General features: G+C 54.5%; 14 protein-coding genes. 7 read left to right on the forward strand and 7 right to left on the reverse strand.

What is annotated here, in order from left to right:
* Positions 1–4 precede the first annotated feature (4 nt).
* Positions 5–631, reverse strand: coding sequence for a DUF47 domain-containing protein (locus AC6RNO_RS09100; RefSeq protein WP_474681365.1), 627 nt, complete (start codon positions 629–631; stop codon positions 5–7).
* 232 nt (positions 632–863) lie between these two features.
* Between AC6RNO_RS09100 and AC6RNO_RS09105 the strand changes: the two genes are divergently transcribed.
* The 7 genes from AC6RNO_RS09105 (at position 864) to AC6RNO_RS09135 (ending at position 8,019) form a co-directional block, all read left to right on the forward strand.
* On the forward strand, positions 864–2,159 hold the full coding sequence (locus AC6RNO_RS09105) for an amidohydrolase (protein WP_474681364.1): 1,296 nt from the start codon (positions 864–866) through the stop codon (positions 2,157–2,159).
* Positions 2,160–2,199: 40 nt separating this feature from the next.
* Positions 2,200–2,688, forward strand: coding sequence for a cell wall elongation regulator TseB-like domain-containing protein (locus AC6RNO_RS09110; RefSeq protein ID WP_497105234.1), 489 nt, complete (start codon positions 2,200–2,202; stop codon positions 2,686–2,688).
* Positions 2,689–2,810: 122 nt separating this feature from the next.
* Entirely contained in the window at positions 2,811–3,344 is a 534-nt protein-coding gene (locus tag AC6RNO_RS09115; RefSeq protein ID WP_497105235.1) for a hypothetical protein, read from the forward strand.
* Entirely contained in the window at positions 3,337–4,839 is a 1,503-nt protein-coding gene (locus AC6RNO_RS09120) for an AAA family ATPase (protein WP_497105236.1), read from the forward strand. The genes AC6RNO_RS09115 and AC6RNO_RS09120 overlap by 8 nt, the downstream gene beginning before the upstream one ends.
* 194 nt (positions 4,840–5,033) lie before the next feature.
* Positions 5,034–5,906 carry a 3-hydroxyacyl-CoA dehydrogenase NAD-binding domain-containing protein gene (locus tag AC6RNO_RS09125; protein ID WP_497105237.1) on the forward strand — a complete coding sequence of 291 codons (873 nt, stop codon included), beginning with the start codon at positions 5,034–5,036 and terminating at the stop codon, positions 5,904–5,906.
* Positions 5,903–7,105, forward strand: a complete 1,203-nt coding sequence (locus AC6RNO_RS09130) for an acetate/propionate family kinase (protein WP_497105238.1) — start codon at positions 5,903–5,905, stop codon at positions 7,103–7,105. Before AC6RNO_RS09125 ends, AC6RNO_RS09130 begins: the two co-directional genes overlap by 4 nt.
* A gap of 233 nt (positions 7,106–7,338) precedes the next feature.
* On the forward strand, positions 7,339–8,019 hold the full coding sequence (locus tag AC6RNO_RS09135) for a DnaD domain protein (RefSeq protein WP_474681358.1): 681 nt from the start codon (positions 7,339–7,341) through the stop codon (positions 8,017–8,019).
* Between the two features lie 739 nt (positions 8,020–8,758).
* On the opposite strand, the gene mtnB is transcribed toward AC6RNO_RS09135, so the two are convergent.
* From mtnB to AC6RNO_RS09165, 6 genes are all read right to left on the reverse strand, one after another.
* The gene (gene mtnB / locus AC6RNO_RS09140) at positions 8,759–9,400 is read right to left on the reverse strand and encodes a methylthioribulose 1-phosphate dehydratase (RefSeq protein WP_488436291.1); all 642 of its coding nucleotides are present in this window, start codon (positions 9,398–9,400) and stop codon (positions 8,759–8,761) included.
* Complete coding sequence (locus AC6RNO_RS09145; RefSeq protein ID WP_488436290.1) at positions 9,397–10,059, reverse strand: 2-hydroxy-3-keto-5-methylthiopentenyl-1-phosphate phosphatase; 663 nt, start codon at positions 10,057–10,059, stop codon at positions 9,397–9,399. Before AC6RNO_RS09145 ends, mtnB begins: the two co-directional genes overlap by 4 nt.
* A complete protein-coding gene (locus tag AC6RNO_RS09150; protein WP_497105239.1) occupies positions 10,056–11,324 on the reverse strand; it encodes a 2,3-diketo-5-methylthiopentyl-1-phosphate enolase in 1,269 nt (422 codons plus the stop codon). Before AC6RNO_RS09150 ends, AC6RNO_RS09145 begins: the two co-directional genes overlap by 4 nt.
* Positions 11,325–11,353: 29 nt before the next feature.
* Complete coding sequence (gene proC, locus AC6RNO_RS09155; RefSeq protein WP_497105240.1) at positions 11,354–12,220, reverse strand: pyrroline-5-carboxylate reductase; 867 nt, start codon at positions 12,218–12,220, stop codon at positions 11,354–11,356.
* An 86-nt stretch (positions 12,221–12,306) separates the two neighbouring features.
* Entirely contained in the window at positions 12,307–13,554 is a 1,248-nt protein-coding gene (locus AC6RNO_RS09160) for a glutamate-5-semialdehyde dehydrogenase (protein ID WP_497105241.1), read from the reverse strand.
* Entirely contained in the window at positions 13,547–15,283 is a 1,737-nt protein-coding gene (locus AC6RNO_RS09165; RefSeq protein ID WP_497105242.1) for a proline--tRNA ligase, read from the reverse strand. Before AC6RNO_RS09165 ends, AC6RNO_RS09160 begins: the two co-directional genes overlap by 8 nt.
* Between the last annotated feature and the right edge of the window lie 41 nt (positions 15,284–15,324).

The following is a 15,324-nucleotide window of genomic DNA, read 5'->3' on the forward strand; positions in this document are numbered from 1 at the left end:
TTCCTCAAGAGTACCGAAGAACGACACTCTCCAGAATATTGGCCACATCTTCGCACGCGTCCGTTGTTTCTTCCAGTCTTTCATACACTTCTTTGAGTTTGAAATCTTCATAAATATCTTTTTTGGCGAGAAAAATTTGCCGTATGCCTTCGCGCATCAGCCGGTCGCCGTCGTTTTCCAGGCTGTTGATGGCAACCGTGTGCTCCGTAATTTGCATGTACTTTTTCTTGGCGAGCAGTTTGAACGCATCCAGCATATGTTGGCAGGAGTCGACGATAACCGCGGAAAAGTCTCTCATAAATTGATCGGTATGCGAAATGCCGAGGTAGTCGAAACGGGCGATCGTGGCTTCAATGCCGTCCGTGACATCGTCGATTTTGGAGGCGAGCTCCATGATGTCTTCGCGGTCCAGAGGAGTGATGAACACTTTGTTCAGTCCTTTGAAAATCTCATGCGTGATCGAATCGCCTTTATGCTCCAGGTCGTGGATGGCTTTTACATAATCGACGGGCGGTTTCTCACCCATCATCGCCGTACGGAACATTTGAGCGGTTTCCAAGGCATTCTCGGCAGACCCGATGAGAAGCTGGAGAAAATCGACGTCCCCTTTTCTAGTAAATAACGTTGTCATAAAACCCTCCCAATATTTTCTATATGTACAAAATTTTGATCGATTTTTGCTACAAAACAGACCAATTTGTTGAAAACTCACGAAGTTAAAAATATCATAACATTTATACGGAAAGCAATGCTAAATAACTTGGATTTTGCATTTGCCGGTTTTCTTGATTTTACGGGTGCGAAGTTGTACATTGGAAAAAGCGGTGTTCGTTAGAAGAATGCCTGGAGAGGAACCTTTACCTATGAAAAAAATGTGCATACGCAACGGAATATTTGTAACGGCGGATTCGTCCAGACCTGTTGTCAAAGGATGGATGGTTATCGAAGACGGCCGCATTGCTTATTTGGGCGAACAGGCGCCCCCTGCCGGAGAGCAGTACGATGAAGTGATAGACGGCACAAACAAGCTGTACATGCCGGGTCTGGTGAACACTCACGGCCATGCGGCGATGTCGTTGCTTCGCGGATACGGCGACGATTTGGCTTTGCAAATTTGGCTGGAGGAGAAAATGTGGCCGATGGAAGCCAAATTTTCTTCGCAGGATGTAAAATGGGGCACTTTGCTGTCCGTCGTTGAGATGATCAAAGGCGGCACCACAACTTTCGTCGATATGTACGACCATATGAACGAGGTGGCGCAAGCCGTCGAGCAATCGGGGATGCGCGGCTGCCTGACGCGGGGCGTCATCGGTCTGTGCCCGCCGGAAGTTCAGGATGCGAAGCTGAAAGAGGCGACCGAGTTTGCAAAAAGCTGGCACGGCAAAGCTGACGGCAGAATTACGACGATGATGTCTCCGCATGCGCCTTATACATGCCCGCCGGATTACATTGAGCGTATCGTGCAGGCAGCGCATGATTTGGATCTTCCTATACATACGCATATGTCGGAAACGAATCGGGAAGTTCAGGCCAACGTGGAGCAGTACGGGCTGCGTCCTGTCGCCCACCTGGAAAAGCTCGGTGTATTCAGCCGGCCGACGCTCGTCGCCCACGGGGTGCATCTGACCGATGAAGAAATCGAAATCGTGAAAAAGTACGATGTGCGGATTTCCCATAATCCGGGAAGCAATTTGAAGCTGGCCAGCGGCGTTGCCAGAGTGCCTGAACTGCTTCGCGCAGGCGTGAAGGTGTCCCTGGGGACGGACGGCGCGGCTTCCAACAACAATTTGGATATGTTTGAGGAAATGAGGCTCGCCGCCTTGATTCATAAAGGCGTTTCCGGCGATCCGCTTGCGGTGCCTGCCGCCGAGGCGCTTCAGCTCGGAACCCGGATGGGTGCCGAATCCATTTGGTTGGACCGGGTAGGACAGCTTGCGCCAGGAATGAAGGCCGATTTCATCGCGCTGGATATCGATCAGCCGCATTTTTTGCCCAAGACGGATTTCGTGTCTCATATTGTTTATTCCGCATCCGCCAAAGACGTTGTCGATGTGTGCGTAGACGGCAAATGGATCGTCCGCGGCGGCGAATGCCTGACTTTGGACGAAGAAAAGATCAAGCGCGAATTCGAGCTTCGTTTTGAAAAGCTGATCGGGTAACGTCCGTTCCCGGGCGGCTGCAGAAAGGGGAGCGGCATAAGTGAGCTGGAAAAGAACCGTGATGTTCGGCGCGTTTATCGTTTTGACGCTTGTTGTTGTTATCAGCCGTTTTTATCTCAACGTGCAGAACACGCACTGGGATGCGAACAGCCAAGCTGTGGAAACCGCTTATGAGAAAACCATTTTGACCAAAGCGACAAAAGTGGAAGCTTTTTACGGTGACGAGCCGTTCCAAATCGTTCGGGGCGAAGACAAAATCGGTCAGCCCGTCATCGTCTGGATCTCGGACAAGGAAGTTCATACGGAGATGGCCGCAGAAGCTTTTACGGAAGAGCAAGTGCGCGAAAAGATGCTTAAAAAAGATAGCGCCATCGACGTGCTGCGCATTTTACCGGGCAAACTGGGCGCGCAATACGTGTGGGAAGTGTTTTACAAAAAGCAGGATGCGAATGGAGAACGCTATTTTTACGATTATTACGCTTTTAAAGACGGAACTTTTGTCGATACGTACCGGCTCAGCCTGCAATAGGCTGGGCTTTTTTTTCTTTCCACACTTTGTATAAGGAATAAGTATATCGCTTATGATATACTCTTCGTATAGCGAGCCGGTAAACAAAACAAAATAGACTATAGAAAGGGGGACGTTGTCTGATGAAGCTGCGTCTCTTACCTGTTGTCATAAGCGTCATCGTATCTTCCACAGTATTGTTCGGTGGTTGGTTTGCATATAATAGTCTGGCTATGGAAAATCCGTTATCCGACATTGTGACCGCAACGACCGGAGTGGAAAGCTCTGCGATACAATTGGACAGCGATCAGGTAAATATTACTTTAACTTTGAAGCCCGATGCCGATTTGCGCACGATCGTGAACCGCATTTCGAAGGAAGGATCGTCGATCATCGGCAAACGGACGGTTCATTATAATCTGCAGTCCAAAACTTCTGCGGAACTCGATACTTGGTGGTCGAAAGCTTTGTTTGACGTCGCCCAGGCGATGGAAACGAAGCATTATGCCGATGTTCCGAAAACATTGCAAAGCTACGCGGGTCAGCTTGCGAATTTGAAGGTCGATACGGAAATGGACGAACATTACGTATACGTTCGTTTGACGGACGGCGATTCCAGCAAATTCGTGATGCTCTCACGGACTCCGGGAAAGATAGGAGTGTGGCCGAATGAGTAAATTGGGCAAAGAGATTTGTATCGGATTCGTTCCGGTTCTGCTGATTTTTCTCGTATTTATCGGGGTTAACATTGTTCCCGTGTTGTTTGCAGGCGTACTTGGCATCTCCTTATTTTTGATGATTCGCAGCCGCGGCGGCTTGGGGCTGGCGGCCGGCGGCGAACGCAAAAGCAAAAACCGCACGCCCTCTTATTTGACTTTCGACGAAATCGGGGGTCAGGACCGGGCCAAGCGCGAGCTGATGGAGGCTCTTGATTTTCTCATCAAGCACGATCAGATTCAGAAGCTCGGCATTCGGCCGCTGAAAGGCATTCTGCTTACCGGGCCTCCGGGCACCGGGAAAACGCTGATGGCCAAAGCGGCGGCTCATTATACGAACTCCGTGTACCTTGCAGCGTCGGGAAGCGAGTTCGTCGAGATGTACGTCGGCGTCGGCGCAAGCCGCGTCCGTGACCTGTTTAAAGAGGCGAGAGCGCGTGCCGCCAAGGAAGGCAAGGACAGCGCGATCATCTTTATCGACGAAATCGACGTCATCGGCGGCAAAAGGGACGGCGGCCAGCATCGGGAGTACGATCAGACGCTGAACCAGCTGCTTACCGAGATGGACGGCATTCATACGAACGATGCGCCGAAAATTCTCATTATGGCGGCGACGAACCGCAAGGAAATGCTGGATAGCGCGCTGCTGCGCCCGGGCAGGTTCGACCGTCATATCGATGTCGATTTGCCGGACAAGAAAGGCCGTTTGTCCATCCTGCACATCCATAAGAAAAACAAGCCTTTGGCCGAACACGTATCGCTCGACAAAATTGCCGAGCAAACTTTCGGGTTTTCGGGAGCGCAGCTGGAAAGCGTGCTGAATGAAGCGGCGATCTACGCGCTTAGGGAGGACAAGGAAGCGATCGAGCAGCAGCATCTGGCTTCCGCGATCGACAAAGTGATGATGGGCGAAAGAACGGATAGAGAAACCGCTCAAGACGAAAAGGAACGCGTTGCGTATCACGAGCTCGGCCATGCTATCGCAGCCGAAATCGTCCGCCCCGGTTCCGTGTCGCAAGTGACCGTAAGTCCGCGGGGAAAAGCGCTCGGTTATGTGCGCCATAATCCGCCGAAGGACCAGTATTTGTACACGAAGGATTACATCGAAGAGCAGATCATGATCGCGCTGGGCGGCGCGGCTGCCGAAGAAATCATTTATGGCGGGCGCAGCACCGGCTCGCGCAACGATTTTGAACAGGCGCTTTCGATGGTCCGCAATATGATGGATTCGGGCTTGACTTCGCTTGGGATTATCGATCGCAATATGGTTACCAAGGAAGAGCTGATGAAAGAAAACAGCGCCATTCTGGACGATCTGATGCTGCGTACGAAGCAAGTTCTGGAGCAATACCGGGACGTGTTCGACCAATCGTTCGATGTGCTGATGGAAGAAGAAGTGATTTCCGGCGACAAGTTCCGGCAGTTGATCCGGACGCACGTCGGACAAACCGCATAATTTACAACCGGCGGCCGCTGACTATTGGGTCGGCGGTTTTTTCTTTTTTGCAAAAGTGTGTCCAATATTCGGAAGCATCATGAATGTTTTGTGTATACTAATGCAATAAGTTTGTAAACGGTGTATGATGAAGAGTGAGAACTCATTGAGAATCATATAGATAAAGCCGAACTTGGGGCGGACAGGAGAAACATATGGCATTCAAAACGATCGGTGTTGTCGGCGGAGGAACGATGGGGCAAGGAATTGCCGAAATGTTGGCCGCTCGCGGTCTGGAAGTGTTGCTCGCAGAAAAAACTGCGGAAAAACTGGACAATGCGATGCGGATGATTACGGTCAGTCTGGACAAACAAATAGAACGATGGGCGCTTACCGAGGCGGAGAAGAAGCTCATACTGGCAAAAATCAAGAGAGCGGAGTCCATAGAGGAAATGGCCGCTTGCGATATGGTTATCGAAACGATTACGGAAGATTTGAACGCGAAAAAGCACGTGTTTTTCCAATTGAATCAAATTTGTCCGCCGCATGTCATTTTGGCCAGCAACACGTCGACACTGAGCGTGACCGAAATTGCTGCCGTTACGACGAGCCCGGGACGGATTATCGGCCTGCACTTTTTGCATCCGGTAGCTAAAATCAATTTGGTAGAAATTATCAGAGCGATGAAAACGTCGGATGAGACATACGAAAATACAAGAGCGTTCGTCGACGAGCTGATTCAAAAAAAGAGCATCAAAGTGAACGAGTCGCCAGGATTTATTACGACAAGGCTGATTTGTACGCTGATCAACGAAGCGCTGCATACGCTGTCCGAGGGTGTGGCCTCTGCGGAGGACATCGATACGGCGATGCGCATCGGCTACGATTTCCGCTACGGTCCTTTGGAGATGTGCGACCGCTTCGGTCTTGACTCCGTACAGGCGGCGCTTGAAGTTATGTTTCGCGATTACGGGGATATTAAATACCGGCCGTCTTTTCTGCTCAAGCAAATGGTGCGCGCCGGCCATCTCGGCGTGAAGACCGGAGAAGGATTTTTCCGCTACGATAAGGACGGTGACCGACTGTGAACATACTCGTCATTAATGCAGGCAGCTCATCCTTGAAGTATCAGCTTTTCAACATGACCGACGAACATGTGCTGGCCAAAGGCAAAGTGGAGCGCATCGGCATGGAAACCGCGATCTTGACCCATGAGCCGGAAGGCAAAGCGGATGTCAATGAGGTCAGCGAAATTTTGGAACATACGACGGCGATCCGCAAAGTGCTGGACATGCTCGTACATAAGCAGCACGGCGTGCTGGAGTCGATCGAACAGATCGACGCCGTCGGCCACCGGGTCGTGCACGGCGGCGAAAGCTTCAAAAACTCCGTCATCGTCAATGACGAAGTGAAGCGGGAAATCCGCCGCCTGTTCGATCTTGCGCCGCTGCACAATCCGGCGCACATGCTCGGCATCGCGGCGGTAGAGGCGAACATGGAAGGCGTGCCGCAGGCCGTCGTATTCGATACCGCCTTCCATCAAACGATGCCGGCGGCGGCATACTTGTACCCGGTGCCGATGGCGCTGTACCGGAAGCACAAGGTGCGCCGCTACGGCTTCCACGGTACGAGCCACAAATACGTCAGCGAGCGCGCCGCCGCCTTGCTCGGCCGCCCGCTGGAGCAGCTGAAAATCGTGACGTGCCACATCGGCAACGGGTGCAGCTGCACGGCCGTCGTGGGCGGCCGGTCGGTCGATACGAGCATGGGGATGACCCCGCTCGAAGGTCTGATGATGGGCACGCGCAGCGGCGATCTGGACCCGGCCATCGTGCCTTACGCGATGGGCAAGGAGGATTTGACGCTGGGCGAGATCAGCTCCATGCTGAACAAGCACAGCGGCCTGCAGGCGATCTCCGGCATCAGCAGCGACATGCGGGAGGTTGTGGAAGCGATGGAGGCGGGCGACAGGAACGCCGCGCTGGCTTTCGAGATGTACGAGTATCGGATTCGCAAATACATCGGCGCCTACGCCGCGGCGATGAACGGCATCGATGCGATTGTTTTTACCGCGGGCGTCGGAGAGAACTCCGAGCTGCTGCGCAAAACGGTTTGCGACAAGCTCTCCTTCCTTGGCGTGGAGCTCGACGACGAGCGCAACAGATCAGGCAGAGGGACGGAGCGCCGAATTACGAAAGACGGCTCCAGAGTCGAGGTATTGGTCATTCCGACGAACGAGGAATTGGTCATTGCCCGGGATACCTACGCACTTGTTCAAACGAACTGATTGTTGGCCGAAAATGGTGTACAATAGAAAAAGGTTCGTATGAACGTTGGACAAGAGGTAGGAGGTACGACATTTCGTGAAATGCAGGATCAATGAATGGAAACGCCATCTCGGCGATACCGCAACGATACGCAGCCGGCGGTTGAACGTGAACCGTTTGGGCGGCGGCATGTACCGCCTGTACCCGTAACCGATGTTCGTTTATCGGCATAAAGAGGGGGTACAGATGAAAAATGAATCGAAATGAAGCTCACCGCAGGCAGCTTGAAGCGGTTTTTCAGATCGGTATTCAAGAAGGCAGCGTGGCGATTCCGTCCCTGCTGCTGAAACATTACCGCAGTCTTCGGCTAAATGAAACCGAAGTGATGACACTGATCCAACTGATGGCATTTTTGGAAAAAGAGCGCAACGACTTTCCGACGATCGAGGAAATTCAAGCCCGCATGTCGGCGGCTCCGGATCAAGTGATCGCCAGTCTGCAAAAACTGCTCGGCGAGCAGTTCATCGCCATCGACGAGGATGTCGAGCCGGAAACCGGCAAAAGATGCGAGCGCTACAACATAACGCCGCTTTATCAAAAATTGGCCGCTTTCGTGATCGAACAGCAGACAGCCGCTTTTGCCGCCGTACGGAGCCCGATCCAGGCCGACTCGCAGGCCAAAGACATTTATACGACGTTCGAAAACGAATTCGCCCGGCCGCTTACGCCGATGGAACTGGAGACGATCAGCGGGTGGCTGGACAAAGACCAGTATCCGAACGAGCTGATTTTAACCGCCTTGAAAGAAGCCGTGTTTGCCGGCAAAGTATATTTTCGCTACATCGACCGGATCCTGCTGGAATGGAGCCGCAACCGCGTAGCGACAGTCGAGCAGGCGAAAGAATACGCCCAGCGGTATCGGCAGTCCCGATAAGCGCGGTGCGGAGCCGCAAAGAGCAGCCGGCACCGCGCGCAGTTCCCAGCGCGCGGTGTTTTGCTGCATGCCGTCGACCGTCGGCTCGAAGCTAAGCAGTCCGAAAAGCCTGAGAGAGTGCAGGCTGTTGAAAAACTCGCGATGCAGGGGGAAGAACATCCACTCGACAACGCGGAGAAAAGCCTGCAAAAGTGCAGGTTTTTGCTCGTGTATACGCCTACAGCAAAAAATTCCTGCAAATATGCAGGCTTTCAGCGGCTGCACGGGCTTAGGCCCATTTTTATGGGAAATTCCTGCACAATTGCAGGCTTTTCCTCAAAATGGGCCTCAAGACAGGAAAAAGCCTGCACTTTCGCAGGCTTTTTAGTTTGCCGAGCCATTTTCACATATGGCTGGGCTCAAACCGCGCGCAACTCCCAGCGCGCGGGGATGCGTTGCATGACAGGCGGCCGGTCGGCCACCCCTTCCGGCTGCCCTGCCAAAGTGTCGCGGCTTTCGCGACACTCTGGCATTTCTCCCGTGTCACGAGTCAGATGTGCAATTGGCTCTAGCAACATAAATTTACAATATTTTAGCAAATGCAGGTTTTTCGCTTGAAGCGGTTGAAATTTCACCTAAAGAAAGGACCTCATACTCCACTTGGCAGTGGAAGTTGAGGTCCTTTTGCTCGATTTTTGGGCTGTTCCCGTACAATACGAACGCTTGGGACAGTCTCTTCTTTGTGTAGCGGCAGCCCTGCCTACACGCCCTTTTGCAGCAGATTCCAGCGGTATACGTATTCGAACAAAAATTCGAACGCTTCCAGGTGGCGTTTCGCTTCAAAAGCGTTGGCGCCCCATGCGTAAATGCCGTGGTTGCGCAGCACGATGCCGGGAATGCGCGGCACGATCGCGCCTTCGACCAGCTCGGCGATACGCGGGATTTCCGCGTAGTTGGGCAGGACGGGAATTTCGATGCGGGCGTTTTCTTCCCAAATGTTAAAGCCTTTGATCAGCTCGACGCTGTCGACGGGAATGCGGCCGCGCTCACCGTAAAGTTCGGAGACCAGGTTGTTGAATACGGTATGCACATGAAAAATAGCGCCTGCGCCGGTCAAACGGTAAATCTCGCAATGGATCAACGTTTCTGCGGACGGCTTCAGGCTTGTCGTCTCGATAGGCTGTCCTTTTTCGTTGACGAGCAAAAAATCTTCCGGCGTGGACACGGATTTGTCCTTCCCGCTCGCCGTGACGGCGAAAGCGAACGCCTCGGGGTTAAATTCCCCGACGCGGATCGATAGGTTGCCGCTTGTAGCGGGGAACCAGCCTTTTGCGGCCAATCCCGCCTTGATGCCGCTCAGCTCCGCAAATGCGCGCTGCTTGTCTTCCAAACGAATGCTCATGCTTCCGGTTTCGCCTCCAACTTTTCAATAATATCAAAAAACGTTTCAAACGGATCATACGGGTAGTTGCGCTCCCGGCATAAATCGATCAGGTGAGATCTGGCAAAAATCGTATCCGCCAGCTGCGCGCCGGCAAAATCCGTAACGCTGTCGCCGATCAAAATCCGCTCGTAGCGCTCAGGATCGTACGCCCGGATGATGCTCGTTTTGCACATGCCGCAGCCTCCGGTGCAATGCTCGTCACAGGCATGGGGCCACAAAATTTCGATAGTGTCGCCCTCAAACGAGCTGGCGTTGCAGTATATATGCTCTGCCGGTATCGGAAAAGGCTTCAGCAGCGGGTATATGAAGAAATCGATGCCGCCGCTAGTCACGAGCAGCGTAATGCCCTGCGCTTTGCAGTAATCCACGAACTCGCGAAAGCCGTCGCGGATGACGGCGTTATGAATCGCATAATCGACGATTTCCGCTTTGCGGGCGGTCGGAAGGAGCGCGAACATGGCGCCGACGCCTTCCTTGATGGATACCTTCCGGTCGATGATTTTGCCGACCCAGTCTTCCCAGCCCTCCGGCTTGAAATGCTTCATGATCGCTATAATGTTGTCGTTAACTGTAATCGTTCCGTCAAAGTCGCAAAAGACGATGCGTTCTTTGCTCATTCTCTGATCCCCCAAGCGTCGATGGCGGCTTGCAGCTCCGGATGCGAAAGGGCATAATCGCGAAGCGAAATGCTTTGCAGGGTGGCGTCGATCGCCTGCCGGAAAGCTTGTCCGCCGGCAATGGCGCCCATCGGATGCCCGTGGATGCCGCCGCCCGCGTTGACGACTACATCGGTGCCGAAATCACGCAAAATGAGCGGCACCAGCCCGGGATGAATGCCTGCGGACGGCACAGGGAAGCTGGGAGCAAGCTGTGGCTCGGGCTCAGCCGCTTGACCATACATGTAATCCCGGCCGAGGTCGCGAGTCAGCAGCACGTGCTTGATGGCCAGGTTCTCTTCCCGCGGCATGACGACGGAGCCGTAGGGGGAAGGGAACAGGACCAGGTCCGCCCCGGCGATCCGCAGCAGCTTGCCCAGCAGGAGGGAAGCGGAGATGCCGTAGTGAGGCGACGGATACAAAGCTCCGGCCATCGCCGGGTGGGCCATGATCGGGATGTTGATTTCGGGGTCCGAGCTCAGAGCGTGCAGCACGTCGAAGCCGTAGGCGAGCACGTTGAACAAAAGCGCGTTAGCGCCTGCGCGAATCGCTTTTTTCGCCTGGTTGGCAAGCTCCAGCGTAGGACCGGTCAAGTTGACGGCATAGAGCAGCTTCTGCCCCGTTTCCTTGGAGGCTTGGGCAGCTGCTTCGAGGCACACCTCGATGCGTTTTTCCAGCGGAGTGAGCGGGTTCTCAAACAAAATTTCGTCATCCTTGATCAAATCGACGCCGCCGGCCGCTTGTAAATAAAACTGCTCGCGGAGAGCCGGAAGCTCGTAGCCGACAACGGATTTGAAAATGCTCATAAGCAGCGGCCGGTCGTGTACGCCGAGCAAATTGCGCACGCCTTCCATGCCGAATTTCGGGCCGGCAAAGCCGGAGAGAAAGCCGGGGGAGAAGGAAAGGTCGATCAGCTTGATTTTGCCGTCCATCGACAGCTTGCCGAACACCGTTACGAGCAGAGCCGGAATGTCCCGGCTGTAATTGACGTCCGGATAAGCAATCTGAATGTCGGCGTACCGTTCGGACGATGCGCTGCCGGCGGAAGGCTCGTACACCTGCACCGACACGACTTTACCCAGATGCTTTTCCATTTGCGCTTTTTGCGCTTCGGGCAGCTCGGTCCAGCTGCCGACCGTCAGGCCGACGGCGATGCCGGTCGCTTTTTTATGAAAGTCGGCCTTTTCATCAAAGCACCGGTAAGTAGCTAAACAATATGTGCTCATAGTGATCGTTCACCTGCTTTAATAAAATGTTACACCGATTTGGTGCCGGTGGGAGCGGCGATTAGCTCGCCCATCTCTTTGGTCCGCTCAGCCGAGCGGAATACGGCGCGTACGATGCCTTCGCTAAATTGATGGCGATCCAGCGCCTCGATGGCCGCCTGCGTCGAGCCGTTCGGCGAAGTGACTTTGCGGCGCAGCTCGGCCGGATCTTCCCCGGTATGCTGCACCATGCGCGCTGCCCCGAGTACGGTTTGCAGCGTCAGCCGCAGCGCTTCCTCGCTGGAGAGCCCGCCTTCAATCCCGGCTTTGGTCATAGCCTCCATGAAGTAGTATACGTAAGCGGGACCGCTGCCGGATACGCCGGTGACGATCTCCATCCTCGACTCCTCGACGACACTCACAATGCCGATGGATTCAAACATTTCGATCGCCAGCCGCTGGAGCGGGTCGCTTACGCTGCCGGAGAAGCTCATGCCGGTAACGCCCATGCCGATCGTGCTGGAAGTGTTGGGCATCGTGCGGACGATCGGCATGGCGGTTTGCAGCAAAGCTTCCGTCTTGGCGATGGAAAGCCCGGCAATGACCGAGACAAGCATCTGCCGTTCATTCAGCAGAGGCTGCAGCTCCATAAAAGCCGTCTCCACGTCCTTGGGCTTCATGCAAAGCACGACGATATCGGCTTCGCGGATGTAGGCTTCGCGGGTTAACGGGTCGGAAGTAACCTGCACGCCGTATTGGCTGCGAATCCGCTCCAATTTTGCCTGATCGGAACGGTTCATTACATAAATGTTTTGCGGATCGGCGACTTTTTGCCGGGTAAGCCCGCGAAAAATCGCTTCCGCCATCGAGCCGGCGCCGACAAAGGCGATCCGGGATTGATACAAGGCAGATGTCATAATCGTATTTCCTCCTTAAGTAGCTGGCTGTGCAAGTGCTGGCCGTGCAGCCAGGCTGCCTTTATGAGACAACCCGCGTTTGCCGATTATTCCCGGATTTGTCCGTTTCCATAAATACGGAACTTGGTCGATGTCAGAGCAGGCAGTCCCATAGGTCCGCGTGCGTGCAGCTTTTGCGTGCTGATGCCGATCTCTGCGCCAAAGCCGAACTCGAAGCCGTCGGTAAAGCGCGTTGACGCGTTATGATACACGGCCGCAGCGTCCACTTCCTGCAAAAACCGTTGGGCGTTCGCCGCATGTTCCGTAATGATGCATTCGGAATGCATGGTGCCGTATTTTTGAATATGAACGAGCGCTTCGTCCATGTTTTGCACAATTTTCACGTTAAGAATGTAGTCGCCGTACTCCGTTCCCCAGTCCTCTTCGACGGCTTCTTTCATCGACGGCACGATCGAATGTGCGCGCTCGTCGCCCCGCAGCTCCACGCCTGCCTCCCGGAAAGCTTCGGCCAGCGCGTTCAAATGGCGGGAGGCGAAAGCCTCGTGCACAATCATCGTTTCCATGGAATTGCACACCGACGGACGTTGGGCTTTGGCATTGATCACAATGGGAATGGCCATCGTGAGATCGGCACTTTCGTCTATAAAAGTATGACATACGCCCGCTCCGGTTTCAATGACGGGAACGGAAGCGTTCTTGACTACATTTTGAATGAGGGAATGGCCTCCCCGCGGGATGAGCACATCGATCAGGCCGTTCAATTTCAGCATCTCGTCGACCGAGGAACGATCGGAGCTCAAAATGAGCTGGAGCGCATCGACCGGTATCGCCGAACGGCTTAAAGCGCCGTGCAGCACCTCAACGATTTTTTCGTTGGAAAAAAGAGCGGAGGAGCCGCCGCGCAGCACGACTGCGTTGCCGGTTTTGAGGCACAGGCCCGCCGCATCCACCGTCACGTTGGGGCGCGCTTCGTACACAATCCCGATCACTCCGAGCGGGACGCGGATTTTGTGAATGCGCAGGCCGTTCGGGCGGTCGAACGTTTCCAGCGTATCGCCGATCGGGTCAGGCAGCTCCGCGATTTGGCGCAGTCCTTCGGCAATCCCGGCAATGCGCTGTTCATTCAGTGCAAGACGGTCGAGCAGGGAGGCGCTGGTGCCGGATTCCCGGCCGCGCTGCAAATCTTTGGCGTTCGCTTCGATAATCGCCTGCTGCTCGGTTACAAGGGCATCGGCCATAAGCAGCAGTGCCGCGTTTTTTTGCTCGGTGGTCAAATTGGCCATCGTTTGGGCGGCTTGCTTGGCAAGTCTGGATTTGGCTACAACTTCACTCATGCGTAAAAACCTCCTGTTTGAAAAAAGTTTGCAAACGGGGGAGCAGGCTTGCTGCCTCCCATTCGTACTGTGCGCCGCTCCGGCGCTCTTTGCATTCCACGGTGCCTTCGGCGGCTTTTTTGCCGACTGTAATCCGCATCGGCATCCCGAGCAGATCGGCATCGTTGAACTTGACGCCCGGACGCTCCTCGCGGTCGTCCCACAGCGTGTCGATACCTGCCGCCGATAAAGCCCGGTACAGTGCTTCCGATACGTTCATCTGTACTTCGTCCAGGGGATTGACCGTTACGAGATGGACGGCAAACGGGGCGACCGCTGCGGGCCACACAATGCCCCGCTCGTCGTGGTGCTGCTCGACAATCGCCGCCAGCAGCCGCGAGACGCCGATTCCGTAGCACCCCATAATCATCGGATAATCGTCTCCGCTTTCGTCTGTAAAAACGGCTCCCATAAGAGCGCTGTATTTGGTGCCCAATTTGAAAATGTGGCCGACCTCGATGCCTTTCATAAATGAAAGTCCGCTTTTGCAGCGTACGCACAAATCGTGCTCTTTAACCAACCGCAGGTCGGCGTAGCTCAGAACTGGCAAATCGCGTTCCGGACATATATGCCGGACATGATAATCTTTGCGATTGGCGCCGGCGATGGCGTCCGTTATACCCCGGAGCGATTCGTCGGCCAGCAGACGGATGTCCGGAAGGCCTAGAGGGCCGATAAAGCCGGCGTGAGAACGAAGCTCATTTTCGATCTCCGCTTCGGACAGCATTTCAATGCTATCCGTGCCGAGCTGCGTTTTAAGCTTGATTTCATTCAGCTCGTCATCACCGCGCAGCAGCACGACAATCGGTTCCCCGTCCGCCTTGAGGGCGATGGATTTAATGATCTGCCGAGCTTCAACGCCGAGATGTTCGCAAAGCTGCGCGATGGTCGTGATCCCGGGCGTATAGACCGGTTCGGGCACATGCGGGGAAGCGGGCTTCCCGCTAAGGCCTGCCGCCGGCTGTGCCGATTGCAGAGCGGCGGCTTTTTCAAGATTGGCGGCATATCCGCAGTTGGCGCAGTGAACAATCGTATCCTCGCCGATTTCGGCCAGTGCCATAAATTCGTGCGTATCCGTGCCGCCGATCGCTCCGGAATCGGCTTCGACTGCGCGGAACCGCAGCCCGCATCCGGTGAAAATACGGACGTAAGCGTCGTACATGCTCAGGTAGCTTTTGTCAAGTCCGTCCGGCGTCCGGTCGAAGGAATAGGCGTCCTTCATCAGAAACTCCCTGCCCCGGAGCAGGCCGAAGCGGGGTCTGCGCTCATCCCGGAACTTCGTTTGGAACTGGTATAAGAGCACCGGCAGTTTTTTGTAAGTTTGTATGTCGTCCCGGACTAGAGCGGTAATGACTTCTTCATGCGTAGCGCCTAAGGCAAAAGAACGCCCGTTGCGGTCTTCGAGCCGCATCAGTTCAGGACCGTACAAGTCCCAGCGACCCGACTCTTTCCATAATTCGGCAGGATGCAGGGCTGGCATCAGCATTTCCTGTGCGCCTGCAGCATCCAGCTCTTTACGGGCGATGGCTTGAATCTTATGCAGCGCCCTCAAGCCCAGCGGCAAGTGCGAATAAATGCCGCTGGAAAGCTGCCGGATCAGACCTGCGCGAAGCATAAGCCGATGGCCGGCCGTTTCCGCATCCGCAGGCGTATCGCGCAGCGTGCGGTTGAACAAAAGCTGCTGTCTCATACGTAAGACCGGCTCCTTTCATCTTCGATAGACCTCAATAA

The organism is Paenibacillus sp. sgz302190 (assembly GCF_059820445.1).

Bases quoted from the DNA above. Each gene is read 5' to 3' on its own strand.
- AC6RNO_RS09100 (WP_474681365.1), bottom strand. From the start codon at position 631: ATGACAACGTTATTTACTAGAAAAGGGGACGTCGATTTTCTCCAGCTT.
- AC6RNO_RS09105 (WP_474681364.1), top strand. From the start codon at position 864: ATGAAAAAAATGTGCATACGCAACGGAATATTTGTAACGGCGGATTCG.
- AC6RNO_RS09115 (WP_497105235.1), top strand. From the start codon at position 2,811: ATGAAGCTGCGTCTCTTACCTGTTGTCATAAGCGTCATCGTATCTTCC.
- AC6RNO_RS09120 (WP_497105236.1), top strand. From the start codon at position 3,337: ATGAGTAAATTGGGCAAAGAGATTTGTATCGGATTCGTTCCGGTTCTG.
- AC6RNO_RS09125 (WP_497105237.1), top strand. From the start codon at position 5,034: ATGGCATTCAAAACGATCGGTGTTGTCGGCGGAGGAACGATGGGGCAA.
- AC6RNO_RS09135 (WP_474681358.1), top strand. From the start codon at position 7,339: ATGAATCGAAATGAAGCTCACCGCAGGCAGCTTGAAGCGGTTTTTCAG.
- mtnB (WP_488436291.1), bottom strand. From the start codon at position 9,400: ATGAGCATTCGTTTGGAAGACAAGCAGCGCGCATTTGCGGAGCTGAGC.
- AC6RNO_RS09145 (WP_488436290.1), bottom strand. From the start codon at position 10,059: ATGAGCAAAGAACGCATCGTCTTTTGCGACTTTGACGGAACGATTACA.
- AC6RNO_RS09150 (WP_497105239.1), bottom strand. From the start codon at position 11,324: ATGAGCACATATTGTTTAGCTACTTACCGGTGCTTTGATGAAAAGGCC.
- proC (WP_497105240.1), bottom strand. From the start codon at position 12,220: ATGACATCTGCCTTGTATCAATCCCGGATCGCCTTTGTCGGCGCCGGC.
- AC6RNO_RS09160 (WP_497105241.1), bottom strand. From the start codon at position 13,554: ATGAGTGAAGTTGTAGCCAAATCCAGACTTGCCAAGCAAGCCGCCCAA.
- AC6RNO_RS09165 (WP_497105242.1), bottom strand. From the start codon at position 15,283: ATGAGACAGCAGCTTTTGTTCAACCGCACGCTGCGCGATACGCCTGCG.